Here is a 26,318-nt window from a genome sequence, read left to right as displayed (position 1 = left end):
ATGTTATAAGGATTAGAGTTACTAGATCTTAAGTGATATTATGATAAATAGAGATATACTTGAAAGAATTGAAAAAATGAGAAAGGTGTTTTTTGTTATTAATAATGATGATGAGATGAAATTAATTTAGAGTTTTTATCGATGGAAGAAGGATGATATAATAGATTTTGTATTAATGTTTAGTCAAGAGTATAAAAGTAATTATATCAAACAATAACAGGAAGATTCCGATAAAATAACAGAGGATTATTTCAATCAGAACCAGGTGAAAGAGTAAAATCTCACCGTTATTTTCTACCCTACTCTCTTTTTAATTTTTTTGTTATGATTGTTATGTGCATGATTATAACTTTTCTATATACTTAGAAACCTTTTCATTATTATTTATTTTTATCAGGATTTTTAACAACTTCAAACTCCAACACTATACCACCATCCATAAGATAGTATCTCTCCAACTTCAACTTTACACACTCTTCTACACTCTTAAAACCCTCACCATCTACGTAAGTTGGAGCATTTTTACCCCCAAATATCATAGGAGCAATATATACACTAACTCTATCTACCAGGCCTTCCTTGAACATACTCCAATTTAAAGTACCTCCTCCCTCTAATAGGATACTCCTTATACCATTTTTATAGAGTACCTCCATCAACTTCTTTAAATCTACTCTATCTCCATCGGTTTCTATAATATCCACATGTTTTAACTTTTTTAACATTTTTAATTTTTTCTCCTTCTCTCTGGACATTTTGGAGGTTGTGGCTATTATAGTTTTAGCCTCCCTGTTTAACACCCTGGCGTTGAGTGGAATCTTCAACTTACTATCTACAACTATTCTAACTGGATTTTTCCTGGGAGTTGTATCTATCTTATGGACAGTTAGCCTTGGATCGTCCTTGAGTACAGTTCCTATACCTACCATTATACCATCTACCATCGCCCTTAACCTATGGACCCTCTTTAGATCTTCAGCTCCCGATATCCTCGAGTCGTTATTTACAGTTGCCAATTTTCCATCTAATGACATCCCAACGTTGGATATAACGTAAGGTTTCAGAGTATTACTCATGGAATCACCAGTCATCTATGAAGTATTCTCCACAGTTTTTAAGTACGTAGTTATAGAGGCTCTCTATATCTTTTAACCCTATGGCGTATCTCAGTATATCCCTCCTGAAGGATCTATTTACTTTTATCCTCTTGGATTCAAACTCTACTACTATCTCTTTGGCGTATTGTCGCCCAGCCCTGTCAAAGTCTGTAAGTAGTATAACCTCTTTAATGCCTTCTTCTACTAGTACATCTACAACCTCGAAGATAGGTACCTTGGAGATAGGGATGATTATACCTTCTATTCCTAATTTTCTAAGGGATTGGACATCCCTTTTACCCTCTACTATTATAGGGATCCCTAAACTGTTCTCGTATTTTAACTCCTCTATAACTTCTATAAGTTTTTGGAGATGTGAATTTCTCTTCATAGGAATACTAAGTGTTTTTTATGTGTATTATAGTTATACACGTAACATTTATTTAAAAAGATCTATAGAGATGAATAAGTTAAATACAGATACAGATAAGGTATAAAAATTATCTATATCTAAAATCACCTTTGGTTTTAGAAGAAAATGTCGAAGGTGTTTTCTAATTATTTTAGGAATGTTTTTACTATATTCAGATTGTAATAGGGTAGATATGATATATTTTACTATATATTATATCATTATCAAATTGTGGAAATATAGGAACTTCTCCACTGGTTGATCTAATCCTGGATGAGAGAGCAGACAGAAAAGATATAGACGTTAGAGTATTAGGAAGTGGAGCTAAGATGGGTGTAGAACAGGTAGAGGAAGTTACTAAAAAAATGATTGAAGATATAAAACCTGATCTTATAGTATTCATCAGTCCAAATCCTGCAGCACCAGGTCCTAAGAAAGCTAGGGAGCTGTTAAGTAAATGTGGTATTCCTTCAGTTATTATAGGATAAGGTTATAGAATCTATGGAATACACCAATCCTTATGCAAAGGCAAAATAGCTGCATTTGTTACAGCTGAAAAAGTTGCAGATGTTGATGTTAAAGGGTACTTCATGACAAAAGAGATGGAAAAAATTAAGTAAAAAAGAGTTAATGAAAAAACTGGAATAATTTCTTTTTAGTTTTTGGTTTTTTAATATATAATTCATTTATTATTGATAAATACAGTGTAGAAGTTATAAATGTAGTTAGTAGTTATGAAAAAAATAAATGCTGGCTAAATGACTTTCATGATTCTTTAATTCTCTACTCATGATTTCAGAAGATTCAAAACTTTCTATATATTCTACAAAAGGTTGAGTCGATTCTTTTTCGCCCAAATCTTTTTCTAAAAGTAATAGAACACATAATGGAACGCCCCATCTATGAATTTCATAATCTAACATTTGATTAATAGAAATTAAGTTCTCTTGGAGATTGGGCAAAAAATAAGTTATACTTAGTAGGATTTGAATTATTAAGTTCAGCCCAAATAAAGTAGAAGAATCTACAATCTTCTTCTTATCCCCTATTTCTGCTATTTTAAACACCAGCTTCTTAACAAAATCTATTTCATTCATTTTTTACATCATGTTAATAGATTTTTACCTTGTATAATCTCGTTTGAAATTAGGATTGTTAAATTAAGTTCTCCTCTTTGGTAATGATGGGTTGTGCATCTGGTATTATAAACCCATTTATCACCTTTTGTTACCCAGAAAATCTCGTAAACATTTATGGGCAGGTCTTTTTTTACATGCTGGAGCAAAATTATATATCCAATATAGCTTACCTCTTAATGTTAATCCTTTGAATCTTATAATTCTATTATGGATTATATAACTGTTATTCCATCCAGAAAATATTAAACCTTGTCCATTTGGTTTTAGATTTCTCTTAATAACTTCCAACAACTGTTAAATCTTTTTTTCATATTCAGATACAATACACTCCATTCAACATAACCATCAACAATATATTCTGCGTTTCTACGATAATTTCCATTTTTCCCGCTAAATCCTATCCCAAATGGCGGGTCTGTGATAACTAAATCAGCATTAACATTATTCCATTCATTCATATCTTTTGTTTCAAACTTTTTTAAAAGATTTTCTATTTCCATTTCTCACTATTCACAAATCACCATTATCTTTAAATTTTATTAAACAGAACTTTACCTCTTTTACTTAAAGTCAGAATTTGTGATCTTAGACCACTATCTACGATAGATATAAATTTCCCCTGTCAATAAGTCGTTAAATATCTCTGTTGATAGTTTGATAAAAAGGTCTTTTACCATAAAATTTTTCTTCAATATTTTGTACTTGTTTAAATAACTCGTTTCTTCCTTCGTAAGCCTCGCCACTATCGTGGGTAACTAACAGCGGATAAACGGGCTCATGGACGCTATTACTACCTGTCTTAAATTGAACCTTCGGCTAAACTTCGTTTATCCGCAAAACGTTGTCCAAAATTCACTCTGCCCGCCTAAGAAAGAAATTATTTAAAAGAAATAAGGAGGTAATAAATTATGATAAATAAAAAATTGCTCTTTACTATATTTGTTCTCTTGCTGATCATAGCGTGTTTGCTAGCTTATAAATTTATGTCGCCCGTTATGGTCGAAGGTGTTGTTGATCACAAAGCAGTGATGAGGGTGAAAGGAGATACATCATATACCATCTTGCTCAATCGGCCAACTGATAATGGATCATGGATTATAGTAAAAGACAAAGATTATGAGAAGTTTTTTAAGGGAGAAAAGAATGCTTTCATTAGCAAGTCAATAGAAGATGAAATGAGAAAGAAGTATTTCGATATCAAATACCTCGTCTCCATAAGATTAGATTCCAAAGACCCAATCAACGGCATCGATAAAGGAGAAGTCCTGACATACTTTGTGAGCAGAGAAATATTCAACAAGATGAAAATAGGAGATAGGGTAAAATTTGAGGTTTCAAGATCAGAAAAATGCATGATTAAGAGACTCATTCAAATCGAAAAGATATACCCAAAAACTGTTGGACACACTGATGATGAAGCCCAAAAACTTGTGGAAATTTCCAAACAACATCCATCTGTTAAAAAATACCTCGAAATACACCATAATGCGACATGCGATATTAGGAGAGTATATCTGGCATCTGATGGCATGGTGTACCAAGTTGATAAACACTGGAAGATAAAAGATTTTGGAAGTGTTGCTAGTATCGGTGGCAAACCTGTAGACGGCAAAGATCATTACTGCTGGGTTGTTCACTGGTACGATCCTACGCCAGAGGTTGGTATAGACCATATTGTTGACGTTTACATTGATAGAGATAGTTACGATATTGTGTTTGTCCAAGAAGCTTGGTAAAGGCGTTGAAAATAAAGATGAGAATAATAATCGGCAGGACTCCATGACTTCATGGAGCGTGAGTGCGAAGGTGGTAAAATAAAAGCTAAAAAATAGAAAACAAAGCCATGAAAAATATAAAGTTTGACGAGAAAATAGGGTATATGAATGAAGATAATGGAAAAAATTTTGGTATAAAAGGGTTAATCTTAGTAGCTTTGATCGCTGGAACGGTATCTGGATTAACTTTTCTATTACTTTCCTACGTTATTGGTTTAAATTTATCACGTTTTGCGCTAAGGTTTAGTGCAGTGGCTGTTGGTATCTCTGTAGCTTTTGCCGTTGAAGGTATATTAAGAAAAGAGCCGCTCAAGCACATCTTGCTTAAAATATTTTTGACTTTGATTGGAGTAGCTATTGCATATTGCTTTATTTGGTGGTTAAAATTGTGAAGAGTATCCAGCAAGCAGAGAATTTAAGACTGAGATTCTGAAATGCAAATTGTGAATTTGGATAAAATTCTTAAGTGAAAAGAGGATGCGTAAAAATGACGCCGCATCGCCCGACTCTCCGCTCGCTTTCGCTCGCTTCGGTGTTATCACCCATGCCTAACATGAGGATACATGGCTTCGCCTTCGGCTACGCCAAAATTTGCTATCGCAAAATTATAACTATGCAATCATTTAGCGATACGATGAGCAGAGGCACTTTAGATACCCCCGGCCGTTAGGCGACATTCTTTAAATAAGAAGGGACAGATAAAGTATTAATGAGATGAAACTCATGGGTATAATGGAGATTGAGATGAAAATGAAAGAGCTTCCAGAGGATTTGAGGAGAGAAGTTTTTAGATTATATGGAGTTTCTGCTGAATAACCACAAGAATACAAAAATCAAGGCGAAAGGGTTTTAAATTTGACTGGGAAGGTGGTTTATCAGAGATACGGAAAAATCCACTCTGCCCAAATTCCTCGCTATGCTTGGAACTTCGGATAGACCTAGAACGTTAAGTGAAATCTGGCTCTGCAGTAACTTAATGTTTAAAAATGAAGGTGAAATAATATGAGTATGGAAACAAAAACATCTCTTAGAGAATGGGCAAAAGAAAACAAAATCTGGGAACCAAAAACCTGGAAAGAATTCCTGAAAAATGATCTTGTACCATTCTATAAACAAGCATACACATTGAATGCGCTTCATGAGTTCCTTAAAAGTGAGAAAATTTGTGGGAAACCTTATTTAGCAGATATTGAAGACGAAACACTGAAAAATAAAATCAGAGTAGCAATTTACGGGGGTGTAAAGCCTAATAAAGATTTCAACACATCTTTTGCAAAGTTTATGTATGATAACTTTGGAATATGTGCAGAAAATGCACCTTCTTTTGAGGGAAGTATAAAACATTACGAAAGTTTGGGGGATGGTATTAAGGTGAGCGTTAATTCAAATTCATGGATAAATTCTATACCAATCGGAGACTTGGTAGATAAATTAAGAGATTTGATACGGAATCTTTGTAGAGAATTAGGAATTAAATTATCAGAGATAGGTATTCAAGAGTCTTATCCATATTCACCTTTCGAAGTTATAGAGCCTGATACTTTACTTCCACAACCTGATGAGAAACCAGAAAAATTAGTATCGATATTAAATGATTTCAGACAAAAAGCCTTGGATTTATCAATAGGCGTGAATCCATTCACAACCTTTGTTTTCTATTCAAGGAAAATACCTTTGCGCGTGTTGATGGAGTTTCTTGAGTGTGATGTTGACAAAGTAACAAAATTAGCCAATTTCTTAGGACTTAAAGGTTATTCTATGATTGATCTAAGAGAAGTCAGCTTACCTACAAAAAGCCCTGGCAAGGTTATTTTACTACTAACAGATAATTCATTATCTTACAAAATACTTGAACTGCAAAGTATTCTGCAAAGGGTAGACCCAGCTATTAATGAAATACGTGAGAACATGATTAAAGAAGCCATAAATCAGATTCATATAACCTTTGAGCCTTGGAAAGATTACGAGCCTATTTTTTCAGCTTTAGATATTATGGAATATATGCATGGATGTTATTTAGAAATACGACAAAGTGTAATTGTGAAAATAAAAAACGACTATAGTAGAAAATATTGCAAATATAGAGAAATTGAAGTTCCGAGAAAAATATTACTCAGTGATTTTTTAATAAAAATCTTTCCAATAGTATGTGTTGGAATAATCAATATCGAATTCCTTGATTCTAGCATTGAGCTTAAATTTCATCCTCTTGCTAAAGAATGGATTGATAAAGTGATTGAAAATGAAGGAAAAACTTAGATTTCGACAAATATCTAAACTCAGAATTACAGAAACAGAAAAATATCAAAAAGAGGTCCAGAAAGATACTTCTAAATCGATTGAAAATGAGGAAAAAGGACAACAATACATAGAACTACCCATTTATGATATATCATTTGAGCAAATTTTACTCCCGAGTAAATTTGAGTCATTAAACACCGAAGTTAAAGAAATTGCTTTGAAACAAATCACTTAGCCTTCATTTGACATTTTTCTAACCCAGCGTACTCTAAAACCTTATCAAATTCCAGCTACCGATTTAATTGAAGTTAATACTCCCAAAGAAGCACTCAAGATTGCTGACATAAAGTTACTTACTGTCAAAACAGATCAAATCCCAGTTTCTCTTAATACAGATATTGTGAAAGGCATACAAATGGATAAAACAAAAACTGAAAGTTTTGTTTCCTCTTTTGATTTAGAACTAGAATCTAAAACACTTTTAAAACAAAGCTCTGATTTGGATACGGAACTGGTAACCACAAACATTGAAAGTGGTATAGAGATACTTGCATCTTCCGAGGAACGAACTCAGCTACCTATTTTTGAAGAATTCATTAATTGTGATAAAAGATTTCCTAGGAGCTTTAGTGAGAGCCTTAATTCGCCCTTTGTTGTTTTGATAGGTGAAGATAAACATGAGTGGCACATTCCGATAATCTATGCCTTAAAAGAGTTGTTTTGTGAAATCACAGATAAACATCCAAGAGTAACTTTTAGAGAGCCTGAACTTTTTGAGGAAGGAATAGAAGAAATCGTTGATTCATTGGATCTGCATTCCTTAGACCAATTCACTTTTGAATACAAAATTGAGTTCTTGGATGCGAGAAAAATGTACCTTGCAGTTGATGAATTTGTAAAGATGGTTAGAGGCCGTCTCGAATCCGGATTTTTACAGCAATTTGGTGTTTTGGTTATAGCAGTAAAACCAAAAGATTTGGAAAAAGCTAAAAATGCTCTCAAATTTGAAGGACTCCGTGTTTACACTTGCCTGCCTGATAATGTAAAATATGAAACATTTTGTTCTAAAATTCTTGGAGTTAGCTCTTTGGATAAATTTTTCGCTAATTTAAGAAAGTATGAAAGATATTTAAATTATACCCATAGAAGATTCTCTATTTTCGTTAAAAGAGGTGCTGATGCTACTAATAGACTTCAATATCCTTTAAAAGTTACAACTTTTGTTTATTTAGTGAATGATCTAAGAAATAGAAGGAAGAAGATAATAAATAATTTCGAAGAGCTTTGTGAATTTGTAAATGAAATTTTAGAGAAAGAAATAAAGGTAGAAACTCCAATATTAGAAGGTAGAGTTATTCCAGATTTAATCTATTCTCCAGAAGGAGAAGAAATTTACATGGAAATAGAAACCTTGATCGGCACTTTTGAGCCTTTGAAAAAGATTGATGAAACTATAGAAAAATACAAAGACGTACCAAATGCCACAATCTGGATCGTTCTCAAGCCTGTTTCTGCAATGATTCATTATGAAGAGCTGAAGGAGAGAAAAAAAGACTTATAAAATCCTTTATAATGATAAGAAAATAGATTTCAAAGTCCTTACACTTTTAATATCAAGAGACAAATTTAAATGGAATTTGGTAGACATTGACGATTTTGTGAGGGATAAAAATGTCAAATAAATTTAGAGAAGTAGTTAAAGAAAAAGTGAAAGAAATTCAGCAAGAAGTTTATATTAAAGATGAAATTCTTGAGAAAATTGTAGGTCTTTTTTTATCCCTTAGAGATGACAGATTTCCTAGCAAAAAGCCACCTAGAGGATTATTATTTTATGGTCCTCCTGGAACAGGGAAAACTTTGCTTATGAAAACTCTGGCTAAAAAATTAGGTCTTTCAGAACCAATTATGATAAGAGGCCCTGAGATAATTTCTCAATATTACGGAAAAAGCGAATTAAGATTAAGGCAGATTTTCGCATTGGCTAAAGAAAGAGCAGAGAAAGAGAATTTGGCGATAATTTTTATAGATGAGTTAGATTCTCTTGCACCGCGTAGAGATGAAATAGAAGGTGAACTTGAACGAAGGTTAGTGGGACAGCTTTTAAGTTTGATGGATGGGTTAGAGAAGGAAGTATCAAAAGGTCATGTAATAGTTATAGGTTCAACAAACAGGCCAGAAGCTTTAGATCCAGCACTCAGAAGACCCGGAAGGTTTGATTTAGAGATAGAATTTGACCCACCAGGTCCTGATGAGAAAAAAGAAATTCTCAAAATACTCTTAAATAATTACGCGAGCGTACGATATGTAAATATTAATTTAGATGAAATTGCTGAACAAACCATAGGTTTTACTGGGGCTGATTTGCTTCAATTATTAAATGAAAGCTTATTACAAGCAGCTTTAGAAGGCAGAGATTTCATAACCCAAGAAGATTTATTGGACGCTAAAAATCGTGTTAAACCATCAGCTTTAAGGGAATTTCACATAGAAAAGCCAAGAGATAGAAGTAGTGAAATTGAAAATGGAGATATTGTTAATAGAATTAGGCAAATAACAGAGGATTTTTCCGAAAATCCTTGTTTTAAGCCTATTTTGCTAACTCAATCATTATTACTTTCTGACAAAATAGCATCAACAATTGCCTTTATAGTGTGCCAAAGATTACATTGTCCATATATTTTGGTTAGAGCTACATGGTTTAGAACAAGATGGTTTGGAGAAATGGAAAAATCCATTAGAGAGCTTTTTGGAAAGCTAAAATGTTTGCAACCCTGTGTAGTTTATATAAAAAATTTTGATGTAATTGCAACAGCTCAAAACGAACATCTACATGGAGCTATTTTAGAGTTGCTGGATAATCTTACAGAGTTCAGCGACAATAACACAAAAGTACTGATATTATGTTCAGTAACGTATAAGATTGATCCTCAAATTAGGATGTATTTTAAGGAGATGATATAATACCACCGCTCCGCCCAACTCTTCATAACTTCCGTTGCTGCCCTTTGGGTCACTTAACAGCAAGTATGCGGTTCACTATAGCTCACCCAAATCCTTACGGGCTTCGCATACCCGTAAAACGTTAGTTTCAATTTGAGAGCCATCACTAGATTTAGTTAAATTTAAATATAATTTAAATAAATGTTAATATGGACAAGAAAATAATTATTATCATCAGTCTAAATTTGCTAACGCAAACTTCGTATAGTCCGAATACGTTCAGACGGTAGGAATACCCAAATTTCACCTCGCAGAATATAAATCCCCAAAATAACAAAAACCTCCAAAACCCCAATAACACTCTTAAAATTTGTGCTTGGCGAAACTTCGCTGAACAAGAGACTAAACAGTTCGACTCTTGCAGAGCCCCACCCAAATCGTAAAGCGACTTCGCTTAACCCCAATGCGTTGTCCGAAACTCGGTTCAGTGGATTTAAAAATTTGGGAGCGAAAGATAAACTAATAGAATAGGGTGGGATATCATGCTAAACGAGACAGAAACAAGGATTAAACTAATAGATCCAAAACTGCATGAATCAGGTTGGTCTGAAGATTTAATCCGTCGTGAAGTGAAAATAACTGAAGGCAGAATAATAGATGAATATGGCAATAGAAAGAAAGGTGTAAAACCGGATTATATTCTATTTTTAGAAAGATACTTCCCAATTGCTGTTGTGGAAGCAAAAGAAGAGGCAAAACATCACGCAGCTGGAATTCAGCAAGCAAAAAGATATGCGGAAATGCTTAATGTTCCATTCGCATATTCAACGAACGGTCATAAAATTGAAGAATACGATTTTATAACCAAAAAACAAAGAACAATTGATAAATTTCCGTCCCCACAGGAACTATGGAAAAGATACTCCTTATGGAAGTTTAATAGACTTTTGCCCTTTAACAAAGATGAAAATCCTTTATTGTATCCCTACAAGATTGTCCAAAACAAAATTCCGAGATATTATCAGATTGCAGCAGTAAAGAACATCATAGAAGCTTTCTTAAATGGTAAAAAGCGCATCTTGCTTACTATGGCAACTGGAACGGGTAAAACCTATGTTGCCTTTCAGGTAGTATGGAAACTTTACAATACTGGAAAAATTAGAAGAGTTCTTTACATTGCGGATAGAGTTATGTTGAGGGACCAAGCTTACAATAAATTCTTTGAGCCGTTTGGTGGTGCAAGAGAGGTAATAAAAGAAGGAAAAGCTCCCAAAATCAGAGATATTTACTTTGCTACATATCAGACTCTCTACTCTGAGAAAAACGGAAAGAGGCTTTATCAGGAATATCCACCTGATTTCTTTGACATGGTGATTATTGACGAGTGTCATCGTTCTGGATATGGTAGATGGAAGGAAATCCTTGATTATTTCAGTAGTGCTGTTCATTTTGGTATGACTGCAACACCAAAAAGAGATGACAACATAGATACCTATGCATACTTTGGTACCCCAGTCTATGCCTATAGCTTGGGACAGGGTATAGAGGATGGATTTTTATCCCCTTACAAAATTCACAAGATTTATATAAACGTTGATAAAGAAGGAGGGATATCTCTTACTGATGTAGCAAGCGAAGGTGCTGTTATTGAAGCTCCCGAAGATGTGGAAGTTAAGGAATTCTATTCCGTAGGTGAGTTTGAAAAGGTTATAACTTTACCAGATAGAACAGAGGCTATGACAAAGAAACTTGCTGAGATATTGAAGATTTATGGTCCTACAGAGAAAACTATTGTATTTTGTGTAACCAAAGAACATGCTCTGGATGTTGTAAAGATTTTACAGAATGAATTAGCTTCTGAAATCGCTTCAACTGGAATGAATGCAGATGATTTCGTGGTAAGGATTGTTGACGAAGAACCAAATGCTATAGAGTTAGCTGAAAAAATGGCAGATCCGGAATCTCAAGTACCTGTTATTGCCGTAACAGTAGATCTACTAAGCACGGGTGTAGATATTCCACCTGTAAAAAACATAGTTTTCATGAAACCCATTGCATCAAAGGTATTGTTCAAGCAAATCATAGGTAGAGGAAGTAGGATAAGTGAGGATGCTGGCAAATTCTTTTTCAGGATAATAGATTTTGTAGACGCCACCCGACTTTTGGATCCATGGGATTTGCCTCCTGAAGAATATATACCTGATATGCCTGAAGGTCCATTTGATTTCTTCATAAAAGGGAAGGTTGTGGATAGCGAGGATGGAACTCCTATTTCAAATGCAAGGATAACAGCAAAATTAGGCGTTAACATGGTTAAACCAGCAAGAACAAATGAGAATGGGGAGTTTATTATTGATGGTTGTCCCCATTCTCCTGTAAGGGTAAAAGTTGAGGCAAAGAACTACAAAACAAAAGAGGTAAGCGTTGATCCTATACCTTTCAAGGATAAAATTGCTGTTGTAGTTGAGTTAAAGAAGAAAAAACCAAAGGAAGGCAAGATTGTAGTTAAGGGAATTAATGTTTACATTGAGGAGGAATTATATGTTGAGGTTGAGGGTAAAAAACTCAATAAAGCAAAATATATTGAATATGCGAGGGAAAATGTTAGAAAAAAAGTTCTTACGTTGGACGATTTAAGGAAAATCTGGATAAACAAAGAGAAAAGAAAAAGATTTTTGGAAGATTTAAAGGCAAGGAGTATAAATCCTGAGTTAATAGCCCAATTACTTGATAGACCTGATGCAGACGCCTTTGATATTATTGCTCATGTTGCCTTTGATGCCCCAATTTTGAGTAGAGACGACAGAGCTCAAGCATTATTGAACAAGAAACAACAAATTATAAACTCTTTCAATGAAACTGCAAAGAAAGTTGTACTAAACCTCATAGAAAAATACAAGATAGGCGGTATTGAGGAGATTTCACCTGAAGCCTTAGAATCACCTGATATCCAGAAGATTGGCAAACTGAAAGAGATCATAGATTCTTTTGGTGGTATAGACAACCTCATTCGTACCCTTGAAAGTATTTCTCGAGGTCTTTATGAGTCGGGAGGTGTTGGATAATGGATAGGCAAACATTAAAATCAAAGTTCAAACAGGCATGCGATTTACTGAGGAATGAGATCGCCTCTGTAAACTACATAATTCAACTATCCTGGATGCTTTTCTTAAAGCTTTACGATGATCTTGAAGATGAAAGGGAGTTAAAGTCTAAGTTGAAGGGAGAAACATACCAAAGGAATATACCTTCTCCATACCGGTGGAAAGACTGGGTTCATAAGGATTGGAGAAGTGAAGAACTTATAAACTTTATTAACAATGAGCTTTTTCCTTTTCTTTCAAAACTCGATGGAGATGGGGAGAAAGAGTTAATCGCCACAATTTTCAGCGGTAAAGAAATTCAGAATTTCCTGAGAGATGGTTATAAGCTGAGAGAAGTTGCTCTGCTCCTTGATGAACTCGAGTTCAGAACAAGAGAAGATATTTACATTATTTCTACTCTTTATGAAGAGCTTTTGCCAGAGATTGGGGAGATGGGTAAATATGCTGGGGAGTATTACACTCCCAGGCCCATAATCAGGTTGATGGTTAAGATTGTTAATCCTAAGCTTGGCGAAAAGATTCTGGATCCATTTTTAGGCTCTGCCGGGTTCTTGATTGAGAGTTATAATCATATATTGAGAAATAAGGAAGTTTTTACCACAAAAGAAACCAAAATTTTGTATAACATGTTTTATGGACAAGAAAAGAAGGACGTTCCTTATCTTATTGGAATAATGAACCTTCTTTTGCATAATTTACCGACATCTCACATTTACAAAGTGGATACATTTGCTGAGGATGTCAGAAAAATCCAGGAAAAGGATAGGGTTGATGTTATCCTCACAAATCCTCCATTTGGAGGCAAGTTTGATAAGAGGTTTAAGGTTAATTTTCCTGTTAAAAGTTCCAAAACTGAGTTAATGGCTCTACAGTATGTAATGAGGAAAATAAAGCGGGGTGGGAGGGTTGGCATAGTTGTTCCGGAAGGTGTTTTGTCCAATACAACTGGACCATTTGTAAGAGTTAGAAAGGAACTTCTTGAGAATTATAATGTTCATACTATTATCTCTTTACCAAAAGGGGTATTTATAGCCTCCGGGAAAACTCCTGTAAAAACTGATTTGCTGTTCTTTGATAAAACAGGACCAACAGAAGAGATATGGTATTATGAACATAAACACCCGTTGGGTATGGTAAAAACACGTTATGGAAAATGGGTAGAAAAACAATATACTAAAACAGATCCTATAAAAGATGAATATTTATTAGATTGTTATGAAAAATGGAAAAACAGGGGAATAAGCGAAAACTCCTGGATTGTTAAGATTGATGAAATAGATAAGGAAACCTATGAGCTTACGCCAAGAAATCCCAACAAGTTTAAGAAAAAGGAATACAGACCATCAACGGAGATTTTAGAAGATGTTTTGAGAGAGGAAAGGGAGGTTATGAAATTACTTGAGGAGTTGAGAGGGGTGTTAAGATGAGTGATGTAAAAAACTTGATAAAAGCCAAGAAACCTTGGGAAGTTGAGGGAGTTGAGTGGAAAGAGGTGAGGTTGGGGGAGATTGCAAAAGAGATTAAAAGTGGAGGAACACCTAGTAGAAAAAACAAAGAATATTGGGAGAATGGAACAATACCATGGGTTAAAATAAAAGATATCCCAGAAGAAGGATATGTGAATGATACTGAAGAAAAAATAACTGAAAAAGGTTTAAACAATTCTTCAGCAAAATTATTGCCAAAAGGCACTATACTATTTACTATTTTTGCTACAATTGGTCATGTTGGTATACTTAATATAGAAGCTACCACAAATCAAGCTATTGCAGGAATTATACCTAAAAAAGAATATGATAATAAATATCTTTATTGGGTATTGCTTAAATTTGGACAAGAACTTAAAGAAAGGGGAAGGGGAGGAGCTCAAAATAATGTTAATTTAACTTTCCTTAAAAACCTAAAAATCCCCATCCCCTTCCGCAACGGCAAGCCAGATTTAGAAACGCAAAAGAAAATCGTTGAATACATAGAAACAAACTTTGAAAAAATTGACAGAATTCTGGAAAAGAAAAAGAAAGAACTTGAGTTTTTGGATGAACTATGGGAAAGTGTTTTGGAGCATGCCTTTAAGCCGAAGGAGGGTGAGGAGTGGAGAGAGGTGAGGTTTTTAGACAAAATTGATCTATTAAAAGGAAAAAAACCTAAAGAAGTCCTAAAACAAAAACAAAAAAACGCATTACCTTATTTAACATTGGATTATTTTAGAGAGAAAAAAATTAAAGAATATATTCCAATTGAAGAAAATAAAATTTTAAGAGTACAAAAAGGAGACTTGGTCATAATAGCCGATGGATCCCGTTCTGGAGAATTGTTTTTTTGTGATATAGAAGGAGTATTGGTATCAACCATGGCAAAACTTGAAATCAAGGAGCATGACCTTAGTAAAAAGTATGTGTTTTGGTTTTTGAATACTTACTTTGAACATCTTAATAAAAGTAAATATACTGCAACACCACATGTAAATAAAAATTTTCTCAAAAACCTAAAAATCCCCCTCCCTTTCCACAACAACCAACCAGACCTTGAAAAACAAAAAGAAATAGCCCAATACCTTGATAATGTTTACCAAAAAATCAAAACTTTAAAAGAAAAAATCCAAAATCAAATAATTCAACTTGAAGAATTAAAGGAAAGTATTTTGGATGAGGTGTTTAGGCATGATAAGGCTAGGTGATTTTATATTTTTTTAAAGGGTGAGTTTAACTTCGCTTCGGTGCTATCGCACTCGGATAACATGAGAATACATGGCTCCGTGCCTTCGGCGCTTCACCCAAATGCTTTAGCAAAATTTATAACTACGCAATCATTTTTAAATGAAAGGAGGGAATAACATAGAAATGCAGCTTATTCACATTATAATTCTATTAATCACTGGAATATGCGTTGGTTTTGCATCTGGACTTTTGGGAGTGGGTGGATGCTTTATCATGATACCTGTTCAATACTGGGTATAAACATCAATTGGAATAAATCCAAAGATTGCAATCCTTGCTGTCTTCGGTACTAACCTTCTTGTAGTTCTTCCTACAGCAATAAGTGGAGCATTGGGACATAGTAGAAAGAATGCTGTGTTGTGGAGGGAAGCAATTACCTCCAAAGCCCCACAACACCCTTAAAATTTGTGCTTGGCGAAACTTCGCTGAACAAGAGATTAAACAGTTTCTCAACCCATAACTTTCCTTCTTCTGCAGCCTCTTCAAATCTTCTAAACTTCCAAGGAATTATTAAAAATCCACCTGGAGTCAGAAAATAGTCCGCTTTGAAATCCAGTTCTGAAACTTTTTCCAGTGCTTTTCTTGCATACAAATCTTCTGCTGAAATTGCCTTCTATGAAAAGCCTGGCAATTTTTTTACTCTACCTGCTTCAAATTTTTGAATTTTAATTTCTCCAACCTTTTCAGGCTGTGGAGTGAGTATAGCTTTTTTAAAGGTTTACCTGACCATTCAGATCAGCTCCCAACATGCTTTTTACACAAATAATTAAAAATAATTTAAAGCTCCCTTTCATCTCTTATGGCTCTCCTTATAGCAGATATCATTGGACCCATTCCCCCAAGCCCCTTGAGCGGAGTTATGATCTTCTTTACTGCGAACACCTTTCTGACTATTTTCACGTAATTGCTACCCGCAACAACAACTATCTCGTCATATTTCATTAATCCTTTATGCTCTGCCTGCTTTCTCAGTTCTTCAACCCCTATCGGGTTTGTTTTTGGATTGTTGAATGTCACGTTATAATTTCCGGGAATCAGTTCATCCGGAAAGAGAAAACCGTATTTGGCAGATAGAATCACATATCTTCCGGGATAAAATCTCTCAGCATAATCAATACATGCTTTTGCAAAGGGACCAATGTAAACGTCCTTTGCCTTTGATCCATACAGTGCAAAATTTCGAACTTTTCTTAAATCAGTTTTATGAAGATTTAGAAAAACGAGACCTGACTTTAAGCGATATTAAAAAAATTGCTATCAATTACATCAAAGATAAAAGTAGATTAACCTTTTTTGAGAAAGAATTTATTTATATGCTTTTCAATTACTATTTAAGCAAATGTGAAGACATTAAAATTATTTTGAAGAAAAAAGGGGTTAGTATTGAAGATTTAAAGGAAGATGATCTCCTTATTTTAGATTATACTACCAGATTTAACTCCACTAGCAAATTAAGAAAAAGAATAGAGGAATTTAAGGAAAAAATAACCTTAGCGGCTAAATCCTATAAGTATGCTTTTTTCATAACTTTGACGGTAGATCCTAATAAAAACAATTACAAAACCATAAAAAAAGGGTTGTATTATAATTTTAAAAAATTTATGGACTTGCTAAAGAGAAAATTCGGAATAAAAACTTATATTAAAGTCCTTGAATTTACTAAGGCGGGGGTTCCTCATATCCATTTACTGGTATTTACTGACAAAATAAGGGTAAAAGCCAGTAATAGTAGGGGTAAGGGTAAAGGTTGGAAGTGGTTAATATCTCAAAGGTGGATTAGTGAAACCTGGGACAGGTATGGAATGGGTAAGATAGTTTATATTTATGCACTCAAAAGGGTAAAAAATACCTTTACTTGGCTAAATTATAAACCTAAAAACTGCAAAGCTAAAAATATAAGTGATTACCTTACAAAATACTTAAAAAAGGCGTTTTATGAAGATAGAGAGTTAATGTTTTACTGGGTTTATAACTTTAGGTTTTTCACATATTCCAGGGATTTGACTACTAACAAAGGCATAAAAGTTAAAATACCTAAGTATGAGTTTTTAACCAGTATAGATTTATCTGTTTTCCCTGAATTTTCCAGTATTTCGGATATTTTAAAGTATATCAAAGATAAATTTAGATTTAGACGGCGGAATTATTGTGATTATTATCCTGATTACTTCAGGGTTTCCTCCTTTGATACTGGGAAGCCTGTTTATAGTGTGCGGTTTGTATGGTAGTTAAGATATTCTCTTATACTCTATAACCTCCCGTAGGTAGGTGTTTATATTGCACTTTACTAAATATTGCTTAAGCAATTTTATTGCACTTTACTAATTTTGCAATAAAATTGCTTAAGCAATTTATTTGCTTAAGTGAATTTTTTGCACTTTAATAAATGCAAACTCCTATACCCTATAACCCCCAGTAGGTAGGTGTTTTATTCACTTAAGTGAATTTTTTGCATTTGGTTAAATGTAAAAAATTAGTAAAATACCCTGGGAATAAAAAAAAAATATATATACTAAAACAAAATAAACAGTGATAAAAGGAAGGGGGAAAATCCCCCTTCCCTAATGGTATGTTTATACCGAGTTTATAGACTATCCCAACAATCCTATTTTTGCGGCTTATAGCAAGTTGGAGGTGTTAATAGTATGCTGACACTAAAGAACCCCACCGTATACGAGACTACCGGAGGTGTTAATAGTATGAAAGACCCCTCCGTATATGAAATTGTCAGTAGGTTGGGTAGGTTGGAGGTGTTAATAATATGCCTGGCTTAAAGAACCCCTCCATATATGAGATTGTCACTGAATATATAAAAACTTTACTCATAGAAAGACTTAATATCAGCAATATAAACCACTCTATAGAGTACTCCATCCTTAGCTACGTTTATACCGAGTTTATAGACTATCCAAGAAACCCTATTTTTACGGCTTATATTTACAATAGAGTAAAGAATAAACTAACTGCCAAAAATAAAAGAAAGCAATTTTATGCTATTTTAAACAAACTGGCTAAACACTCCCTCTTAGAGTTGAGTAAGTTGGGTAATTGGACCATAGTTAAGGTACCTGGGGACCTGCAACAACTTTTATTTAACTTGTGGGTCCTGTATCAGGATTTCTGTGCCAGATTTTTAAACTTCCACACGGGACTATACATAGCCTCATCTTCTCAACACTTCCGATATTCTCTCTCCAACTTCCTTCAAACCTAATCTCGAAAAATAATCCACTATCTCAGAATTTCTCAGCACGCCAATCTGCCATATCAGAGAATCAAGGTGGATCATGTTTATTCTCTTACCATTTCTTCTCAATCCCTCCAGAACTTTGTTCCAGAATCTTCGCACGTCCTCGTCAGTATTCACGGCTATACCGAGTCTTCTCGTGAATTCTCTGACTCTGTAATCCACAGGAATGGGAATACTCTCGAAACTGAAATTAGTCTCCCCAGCCATGAGAAGTGCAATCCCGAGGCATTTCATCGCAAAGACAATTGTTTTTGCATTTCTATTCTGTTTCATTGTTGTAGCAAGCTCATACCAAATCTTGACGAAATTCTCAGCAACATCCTTTGCACTTGATTCCCATAACCATTCAGCGAGTCTGCTTGAAAGGAACCGACTCAGTCTCTTCAGTTTTAGATCTGGCAGTCTTTCTTTGCTGTAAAATTCTGAAAGAATCAATTTTAGGTCGGACAGGCTTTCAGGAGGTTTACAGGACTCCAGCAATTCTCTTATTTTTGGCCAGTATGCTACCTCGGCCTTTCCTTTGAGCTGAAAGTCGTTTAATCCGGCTGCTGTCATGAGAACTGCAAATCTGCTGAATCCATATTTTTCAAGAAATTCTCACATATTCTTCCATTCTGGTTCTTCCTGAACAATTTTGTTCCAGACTTCCAAAGGAATTTGTGAGAAGATTTCCAAAATTTCATTCAGACTTCTCATAAATCACCAACACCCGGATGAGTTATTTATCTTTCGTCTCAGTTTTCTGCCAAATTCAAAGAAGTCATAAGATGGATTCCTGTATCCCTTACTTAACTTTTTTCCGAATAGTATAGTGCCCCTATTACCTTTAATATAGCGATCAATATATTTATTTAATTGTTAAATCCTGGGTTTGAAATAAACTTTATAGACTTCTTCCTTAATAACCTTAGTCCTTTTTTCTTTCTCGATAGCAAGCTTGCTTATAGGATCCCTAATGGCAACTAGTATGGGATTATCACTCAAAGCGTTATACACAACGTAAAGCCAGTATTTATCTCCCCTACCCTTTGCGAACTCAAACTCGCCTTTTGGAAGTATTGAGAACACAGCGCCCCTAGCATGCCCCTTTACTTCTATATATCTTTCACCTCTCCTCATACCCTCCTGAACATCCTTCTCATTTTTTGGATATGTATAGAAGTCATACTTCATCGTATCTTGCCTGTCTTCTATTACCCTACCCTCTCTTTCTTCATATCTTTTTACAAACTCCACAGCAGCCATTTCGACTTTCTTCCTAAAACTTTCATCGTACTCTTCTGGATTTCCAGGTGTAGAAGGTAGTCTTAAGACTGTTGTCAAAATTTCGAGTCTTATATTTTTTATACCAACATCTTTCCAAAGTCCCCCATATTTTGAAGAGTATTCCCTGTAAGGACGTAAGAGAGAGTTAAATCTTTCTTCAAGCTTAATTTTGATCATGCTCTTAATACCTATTCCAGGCCTTATTTGCTTTTCATAATAGATATTATCCGGGACTATTGATCTTTTCACAAGTTCAATAATGTACTTCAAAGCATCTATACCTATCTTAATATCATCTCCAAAGACTACGAGCGGAATCTTCATCTCATGCTCAGCAAACTTTACGGTAGCAATCACTATATAGTCAACGCCCTCTTTGTCGTCCAATATAACAAGTATTTCTGGTATTCTTCCATCAATCGTCTTCAGCAGTTCATAAATTTCATGAACATTCCTAACTTCTAGAGAACACAAATTTACCACGTCTAATAGTAACTTTTCTATCTTCTCTGAATCTCCTACACCAAGTCTTTGAAGTTGTTCTTTTATAAATTCTGCAATCTCTGTCGGATATATTCTCTTTCTAAATATCTCATCTTTAAGATCTGCAATCTGCCTCGCTATAAGTTCCATAAGTTCGTCAAATTCTCCAGTGATCTGCGAAAGCGCTATCCTATACTCTGTTATCTTTCTTCTCCTACCTTTTATTTTAACCTCGCCAAGCTCAGAAACTGGTTCGAATATCTGATCCACGCTACCAACATCCTTCTCATACGCGGCATGAATCTTCTCTCCGAGTATTGCTCTTGTATCACTCAAAGCTTCATGTATGTTAAGAAGCTTTACATAAAGAGCGTTAGCAATATCTAAATCTGCTCTCGTTGCAAGGAAGAGGTTATATACAAACACTTCTTTTTCTTGCCCAAGTCTCCAAACTCTTCCTATCCTCTGTTCGAGCTTTATCGGTGTCCATGGGGATTCATAGTTTACGACGACGTTTGCAATCTGCAAATTGAGACCTTCTGATGCTACATCTGTTGCTATGAGAAGACTTCTTTCTTTACTCTCAAAATCAGCAAGAATGCAGCCCCATTCGTCTCTGTTGGCACCACTTATTGTCAGTGGGTTAAGATCTTTAAGCTTCTCTTCAAGGTAGTCGAGGGTATCTTTATATTCAGTGAAAACTATCACCTTACTACCTTTCTCAATGTGATATTCAATTATATCTCTCAGAGTTTCGAGCTTACTATCGTGTTCTTCTATTCTCCGAGCTAAATTTATAAACTCCTGCAATCTTCTAATATGTCTTTCCTCAAAAATTCCGGCATACTTAGCTGCTATTTCATTAAGTCTTTCATCAGCATCGTCTTCAATATCCATCTCATCATAGGAAGTTCCAAAAATCCTCGATACTCTTGAATGATCACTTGAAACATTCCCAGTGATTTTAGCCCCAAAGTTTTCTATAATCGTCTTAAGGGTTTTTATTGCAGCTCTTGGGCTTGAAGAGACCCTCTTTCTTAAGATAACTGCCAGCAATCCCTCTGGAGTTTTCTCTAAATCTTCGCTACTTTTCTTAACCTCTCTGATTAGCTCTCTCAAGAAGTCAACTATACCATCCGCAAATTCTTTTTCATCCATGCTTGCTTTAGCCACGACCGCTCTTATATGACACTTTGGAAACACTTCTCTACCCTCAAGCTCATTCACGACTTCTTTTGTCCTTCTATGGACAAGACAATTATGTGTAGCTCTATAAAATTCCACGTTATCAAGCTTTGTTGCCATCGCCTTCAAGCTTGGATCAAGATGGGAAAGCATACCTATATAACGGGCTGCATTACCTCTGTGTGGTGTAGCAGAGAGGAAAAGGATATTCTTTGCCTTAAGATCTCTGATAAGACTGTCCCTTAAAGTCTCTCCACCAATATTATGGGCCTCGTCAACGATGATAAGATCCCACTCAATGTCTCTTATTTTTGACTTAAAATCTTCTTTCTTTACAGTATCGATCGACGCAATATAATATCCTTCAGGAAAGCCAGCACTCCTCAAGTAATCGAAAGTGTATCTTTCAAGCTCTCTTATGTATACTTCCGCTATTCCTACTCTCATTAGCTCTTCTTTCCACTGCCTCATCAAGATTCTTGGAAGTAGTAAGAGTACTCTTTTCACACCCCTTTTTTCTAAATATCTTGCAATTACTGCAGCCTCTATAGTTTTACCAAGTCCTATTTCATCACCTATGAGACATCTAACAGGATTTACAGGAACTATCCTCCAGAGTAGTGCAGCTTGATGTTTGAGCATTTTTACGGGTTTATATCCAGGCATGCTAGGCTGAAGAGAATAGAAGAAGAAAGCGGGATCATTTTCTAATAATTCCAAAGTGAAACGTGATATGAGATTTTTCACAAACATGAAGCACACCTTACACGTTGTATACCATCAGAAAGGCTCTGGCGATTCTATCCATCTCCCACCATGAAGTATTTCTCATCTTATCTATCCAAAATACGAGTTCAAAATATGGGAGATCGTAAACGATATCTGCAAGCTTTTCCGCTCTCTTTTCATTCCTTATAACCCTTCTCACTGCTGTAAAGAGCATAAGTCTCAGAAAAGCATCTCTGCTATCTGTTACAAAAACATTCCCATCTTTTTCAAACTTCAGTCTTCTTGCAAACCTTTCGACATCTGGATAACTGCAGGTAATGGCAGCTGTTGCATAATCCTCTTTTTTGTCAGGAACTTTCGAGAATACGTATCTGACTTTCCCCTTGTGCTTTTTCTTTACTACAAAGTACACGTTGGTGTTTTGAAGAGGTAAGTATAAAATAATAGAAGAAGATGCTACCATGGTCTTCATATCTCACTCCTCCAGTCCAAGTAAAAATTCTACTTTTCCATTTAATCTCATAAGCTTTCTAACTGTTAGCTCTTTTAGTTCAAAAGACTCATTAGGTTCTACTTCGAATGTTCCTGAGGACTCTAAACCATAATCTGCAATTTCTTTCGATGAGTTCGCTGCTACATCGATACTTACATTACTATAGTTTACATTAATCTCTCCTGCATTGACTTTTACAATGAGATTACCAGTAACCTTTGCTTCTTTAAATTCAGGTATATTTTCAATATCAGAAAGAATACTGTAATCCTTAATATCTAATATTTTTATTAACTTTGCTCCTATGTGTTTCTCATTAATCTCTCTTAACTTAACAGTCTTTCTCTTTACTTTTGCCTCTATCGTAAACCTTATAGATTTTTCAAATACTCCATTTGGAGTATATGCTTTAACTACAGCTATATAATTATCCTTTTCACCTTCCATCTTGGGAGCATTGACGTATAAAACACTCTCAAATCTATCATCCTTTCTCTCCATTTCTTGACTTAAAATTTCTTTATCATTGCATTTTACAGATACTTCGACTTTTTCGACCTCTAAATTTATAGGTATTGCTTTAATTGTAATTCTTACCTCTTTCCCAGCATCTTTTTCTATTCCAGTTCCGGGATACACTTCGACAGTTATACCAGACTTCAGCTTTTCTCTTTTTTCTACAATCAATCCATTAACGAAGGTGTAGTGCCAGTCATCCATAGTTGGAAGTTCCTCAAGTCTTAGAACACTGTCTTCAGCTTTTATTTCATACCATATCTTTTCTACAACATCTAATCTTCTCAGTACTTTTTCCTTTTCTTTGAGCATTTTATATTGTATTTCTACAGCTTTTCTCCTCGGTAGAACTTTAGCATCATCTTTTAACGTGTCTGGTATTTCACCCTCATCTATTTCTTGGCTGAGTGGTGGGGTATTTTTGTGGACTTTCTTGAAGTATATTTCATTTCCGTCAAGCACTCCTATCTTCTTTAGCCTAACACCTTCCTTTAAAGCATTTTTAATTACCTCATCTTTTACCATTGGAAACGCTGCTCTTTGCTTAAACCAGTCTATTATCTGCTCTACCGTGTAGATTCTGTCAGATTCAGTTATATCTACACCCATCACGTCCTTTATGTGTTTTACGAGAGCTTCAAACGTTAGAACATCACTAATCTTTAGTATTGGTGCCTTTGATAATGTAATGTAAACCGCTGTTGGAAGGTGATACGAAGGATTTTGGATTAACGCTTCACAAACATCAAATTTATAATCAACCTCTCTTGGATAGTAAACGAGTGTGTATCCTTTTACAATAGCCTCTATTAAGTCTTTTTCGTATGTCCCTCTAAAATCTTCAATTAAAGCTTTTTGTGTTTTTACGACACTCTTCCCATGTTCCGCGTAAAAGCTTGAAACTTCTTTCTCAACCAAATCGCATGCGACAAGTCTAGCAGCTTGTATCTTTATCTTATCGTAGTATTCTTCGCTTGGCATCAAGACAACGACAGTGTTCTTATACGTTCTCTCAGAATCTTCGTAGTTTTCAAATATATCTTTTCTTAAGTCGATCATCAAATCCTTTTTGACAAATACGACGAGTTTTAGAGATCTATCATCTTCAACTTTTCTCTCGTCGTAGGTAGTCTTAAGATAAATGATTTTATCAAAGAATTGCACTATATCCTCTCTTTCTTTTCTTCTACCGACTTTCTTAGTAACTCCCCTATCGCTCAGCTTACCATGTTCACTGAGCTTTAGGTATTCTTCTATCTTATTATATATTCTGTCATCTTCATGTTCAAGCAACGTTCTTGCCCTATTTTCGATGTGCTCCTTTACATTTGCATGTCTCCAGAACCAATATCTGCCTTCAGATTCCATTAGGTGTGTAATTTCCTCACTACTGTATGCCGCTTCAAGGGCAGATAACACATCTGTAGGTTCCCAGTTGTTTTCAGTGAACTTTCTTGGTTCGTAAACCATCCTTACAAGCTTTTTCCTATCAGGAAAGTCATCTCTTCTTATTGGACTGTCATGTATGTATGTTGAGAGAAATACAGTTCTTAACGTTATTTTAACGAGTTCAGGCTCTGTAAAGCCAGATATACCTTCAACCTCTTTCCTGTAAACCATCTCGTAGTCTGCATATAGATCTCTGAAAAGCATGGGCTTAAGAGAATCGAGTGATGGATCGATGTGCCATACCGTTATGTACTCTGAATCTTCTCCGGAGTTTATGATGCTCTTTACAACTTCAATCGTTATCTTGAGGGCATCTCTCGTCTTTTGAAGCTTTAGACTGGATATCAACTTTTCAAGGATTTCGAGGTAGTCGGGATGGAATGGGTATGTTCTCTCAAACTTTCTGAGGAAATCTTCATAACCGACAAAGTGCTCTTCGTATGATACTACTTTCTCTCTCAACTTTTGAAGAGCGGACATTTTGATGTTTTCAGGGATTTTTTCGAAGATTCTCTTCTTTAGAACTTCGACGACATCATCTTTTACTCCTTCGGTTCTAAGCGGTGAAATTGGAAGAGCAAAATCTTTAAGGGCGTTCCACACTGACTGCACGAAGCCCCTATCGTATCTCCAATCCGTTTCAAACCCCGTTTCAGACCGGGTCTTCTTTAATTCAACGGGTAATGAGATTATTAAAATCGAATCAGATGCTCTGATCGCTTTTGCAAAATACTCTATAAACTGTGGTAAGCTTTTGACGTATCCTTTCTCGTATTCGTTCTTAGAATGTATCATGGAATGAGCATAATCTATCAGCTCATCGATGATGAATATTGCCTTTTCACCGCTGAGCAGATCGCTGATCTTGTTTTGAGGTGGGATTGAAAGGTTTTTGTCGTAGTTCTCTACCAGCCCATATTTGCCGAGGTTGTGTGCTATGTAGCCCCAAAGAGTGTGAATCTTGTAGGGTGGCATGTCTATCGGTTCGGTGGGATGTCCGAAGAAACGGGTATCGTCTCCAGTGGCTATGATGGTCTTCAAATCCTTTGAAATCTCCTTTATTTCATCTGCAAGCTTGCAGATTTCTTGCTTGATAACTTCATCGTAATCTCTCAGTACTTCTTCATCTTTCAAAGCGTCCGGATTCTTAAAAGCGTGATAGATTGCTAATATGGAGTGGGTCTTACCTCCGCCGTAGAATGAATAGAGGGTGATGATCCTACTGCTCTCTTCTCCCTTTATAGCTCGAACCACTCTCTTTAGGAGATCAATTAGGTTTTGGGAGAAGTACGTTCTTCTGAAGAACTCTTTTGCATCTGTGTAAACCTTATCCGCTTTACCGCTTAACACCTCTCCAAGCTTTGGAGCTGGATCGATTCCTTTCTGGATATCTTCTCTAATCTTGAGGGCTTTAATACCCATAAATACCACCTCCCTCCTTTGGGCGGTTCAATATCTAATACAACGGGCAAACCAGTGTAGTTCCTTATGCCCCTCTTTTGGAGGAGCTTTAGCAATAGGT

20 protein-coding genes and 2 pseudogenes are annotated in these 26,318 nt (G+C 35.3%); 11 read left to right on the top strand and 11 right to left on the bottom strand.

Features of this window, described 5'->3' with window-relative positions; genetic code table 11:
• Window positions 1–380 precede the first annotated feature (380 nt).
• On the bottom strand, window positions 381–1,076 hold the full coding sequence (locus tag MHHB_RS04115; protein ID WP_229701918.1) for a 2,5-diamino-6-(ribosylamino)-4(3H)-pyrimidinone 5'-phosphate reductase: 696 nt from the start codon (window positions 1,074–1,076) through the stop codon (window positions 381–383).
• Window positions 1,077–1,080: 4 nt separating this feature from the next.
• Entirely contained in the window at window positions 1,081–1,488 is a 408-nt protein-coding gene (locus MHHB_RS04110) for a toprim domain-containing protein (protein WP_131007331.1), read from the bottom strand.
• Window positions 1,489–1,721: 233 nt separating this feature from the next.
• Between MHHB_RS04110 and MHHB_RS04105 the strand changes: the two are divergent.
• Window positions 1,722–1,994 (top strand): annotated as a pseudogene (locus tag MHHB_RS04105) (F420-dependent methylenetetrahydromethanopterin dehydrogenase); the annotation flags it as partial.
• Between the two features lie 240 nt (window positions 1,995–2,234).
• Here MHHB_RS04105 and MHHB_RS04100 read toward each other — a convergent pair.
• Together MHHB_RS04100 and MHHB_RS04095 are read right to left on the bottom strand one after the other, a co-directional pair.
• Window positions 2,235–2,606 carry a hypothetical protein gene (locus MHHB_RS04100; RefSeq protein ID WP_131007330.1) on the bottom strand — a complete coding sequence of 124 codons (372 nt, stop codon included), beginning with the start codon at window positions 2,604–2,606 and terminating at the stop codon, window positions 2,235–2,237.
• Window positions 2,607–2,911: 305 nt separating this feature from the next.
• Window positions 2,912–3,148 (bottom strand): hypothetical protein, encoded by a 237-nt coding sequence (locus MHHB_RS04095; protein WP_131007329.1) that lies wholly within the window; start codon window positions 3,146–3,148, stop codon window positions 2,912–2,914.
• A 534-nt stretch (window positions 3,149–3,682) separates the two neighbouring features.
• On the opposite strand from MHHB_RS04095, the gene MHHB_RS04090 reads away from it, so the two are divergent.
• The 9 genes from MHHB_RS04090 (at window position 3,683) to MHHB_RS04050 (ending at window position 15,385) form a co-directional block, all read left to right on the top strand.
• Window positions 3,683–4,384 (top strand): hypothetical protein, encoded by a 702-nt coding sequence (locus tag MHHB_RS04090; RefSeq protein WP_131007328.1) that lies wholly within the window; start codon window positions 3,683–3,685, stop codon window positions 4,382–4,384.
• 143 nt (window positions 4,385–4,527) lie between these two features.
• The gene (locus MHHB_RS04085) at window positions 4,528–4,815 is read left to right on the top strand and encodes a hypothetical protein (protein WP_192893816.1); all 288 of its coding nucleotides are present in this window, start codon (window positions 4,528–4,530) and stop codon (window positions 4,813–4,815) included.
• A 610-nt stretch (window positions 4,816–5,425) separates the two neighbouring features.
• Window positions 5,426–6,682, top strand: coding sequence for a hypothetical protein (locus tag MHHB_RS04080; RefSeq protein WP_131007326.1), 1,257 nt, complete (start codon window positions 5,426–5,428; stop codon window positions 6,680–6,682).
• A complete protein-coding gene (locus MHHB_RS04075; RefSeq protein ID WP_131007325.1) occupies window positions 6,666–6,899 on the top strand; it encodes a hypothetical protein in 234 nt (77 codons plus the stop codon). The genes MHHB_RS04080 and MHHB_RS04075 overlap by 17 nt, the downstream gene beginning before the upstream one ends.
• A 180-nt stretch (window positions 6,900–7,079) precedes the next feature.
• Window positions 7,080–8,225: a hypothetical protein gene (locus tag MHHB_RS04070; protein WP_131007324.1), complete on the top strand. Its 1,146-nt coding sequence runs from the start codon at window positions 7,080–7,082 to the stop codon at window positions 8,223–8,225.
• Window positions 8,226–8,335: 110 nt separating this feature from the next.
• Window positions 8,336–9,625 carry an AAA family ATPase gene (locus MHHB_RS04065; protein ID WP_131007323.1) on the top strand — a complete coding sequence of 430 codons (1,290 nt, stop codon included), beginning with the start codon at window positions 8,336–8,338 and terminating at the stop codon, window positions 9,623–9,625.
• A 521-nt stretch (window positions 9,626–10,146) separates the two neighbouring features.
• Complete coding sequence (hsdR, locus tag MHHB_RS04060; protein WP_131007322.1) at window positions 10,147–12,669, top strand: EcoAI/FtnUII family type I restriction enzme subunit R; 2,523 nt, start codon at window positions 10,147–10,149, stop codon at window positions 12,667–12,669.
• A complete protein-coding gene (locus MHHB_RS04055; protein ID WP_131007321.1) occupies window positions 12,669–14,135 on the top strand; it encodes a type I restriction-modification system subunit M in 1,467 nt (488 codons plus the stop codon). Before hsdR ends, MHHB_RS04055 begins: the two co-directional genes overlap by 1 nt.
• On the top strand, window positions 14,132–15,385 hold the full coding sequence (locus tag MHHB_RS04050) for a restriction endonuclease subunit S (protein ID WP_131007320.1): 1,254 nt from the start codon (window positions 14,132–14,134) through the stop codon (window positions 15,383–15,385). The genes MHHB_RS04055 and MHHB_RS04050 overlap by 4 nt, the downstream gene beginning before the upstream one ends.
• 264 nt (window positions 15,386–15,649) lie before the next feature.
• On the opposite strand, the gene MHHB_RS06460 is transcribed toward MHHB_RS04050, so the two are convergent.
• The 3 genes from MHHB_RS06460 to MHHB_RS04035 form a co-directional block, all read right to left on the bottom strand.
• Window positions 15,650–15,808, bottom strand: a complete 159-nt coding sequence (locus MHHB_RS06460) for a hypothetical protein (RefSeq protein ID WP_153801564.1) — start codon at window positions 15,806–15,808, stop codon at window positions 15,650–15,652.
• Window positions 15,799–16,017: a hypothetical protein gene (locus tag MHHB_RS04040; protein WP_131007319.1), complete on the bottom strand. Its 219-nt coding sequence runs from the start codon at window positions 16,015–16,017 to the stop codon at window positions 15,799–15,801. The genes MHHB_RS06460 and MHHB_RS04040 overlap by 10 nt, the downstream gene beginning before the upstream one ends.
• 185 nt (window positions 16,018–16,202) lie before the next feature.
• Window positions 16,203–16,541, bottom strand: a complete 339-nt coding sequence (locus MHHB_RS04035; RefSeq protein WP_326830416.1) for a DUF6884 domain-containing protein — start codon at window positions 16,539–16,541, stop codon at window positions 16,203–16,205.
• 35 nt (window positions 16,542–16,576) lie between these two features.
• On the opposite strand from MHHB_RS04035, the gene MHHB_RS04030 reads away from it, so the two are divergent.
• A complete protein-coding gene (locus MHHB_RS04030) occupies window positions 16,577–17,653 on the top strand; it encodes a rolling circle replication-associated protein (protein ID WP_131007317.1) in 1,077 nt (358 codons plus the stop codon).
• Between the two features lie 935 nt (window positions 17,654–18,588).
• Here MHHB_RS04030 and MHHB_RS04025 read toward each other — a convergent pair.
• The 4 genes and pseudogenes from MHHB_RS04025 to MHHB_RS04010 all read right to left on the bottom strand — a co-directional run.
• Window positions 18,589–19,251 (bottom strand): annotated as a pseudogene (locus MHHB_RS04025) (N-glycosylase/DNA lyase); the annotation flags it as partial.
• Between the two features lie 282 nt (window positions 19,252–19,533).
• Window positions 19,534–22,362, bottom strand: a complete 2,829-nt coding sequence (locus MHHB_RS04020) for a helicase-related protein (protein WP_131007315.1) — start codon at window positions 22,360–22,362, stop codon at window positions 19,534–19,536.
• A gap of 10 nt (window positions 22,363–22,372) precedes the next feature.
• Window positions 22,373–22,810, bottom strand: a complete 438-nt coding sequence (locus tag MHHB_RS04015; RefSeq protein WP_131007314.1) for a hypothetical protein — start codon at window positions 22,808–22,810, stop codon at window positions 22,373–22,375.
• Window positions 22,811–22,813: 3 nt separating this feature from the next.
• Window positions 22,814–26,218 carry a DUF499 domain-containing protein gene (locus tag MHHB_RS04010; RefSeq protein WP_131007313.1) on the bottom strand — a complete coding sequence of 1,135 codons (3,405 nt, stop codon included), beginning with the start codon at window positions 26,216–26,218 and terminating at the stop codon, window positions 22,814–22,816.
• Between the last annotated feature and the right edge of the window lie 100 nt (window positions 26,219–26,318).

The sequence above is a fragment of the Methanofervidicoccus abyssi genome, from assembly GCF_004310395.1.
Taxonomy (GTDB): domain Archaea; phylum AGJL01; class Methanococci; order Methanococcales; family Methanococcaceae; genus Methanofervidicoccus; species Methanofervidicoccus abyssi.
The sequence above is the reverse complement of the archived record's forward strand: the minus strand, read 5'-3'. Positions and strand labels throughout refer to the sequence as shown.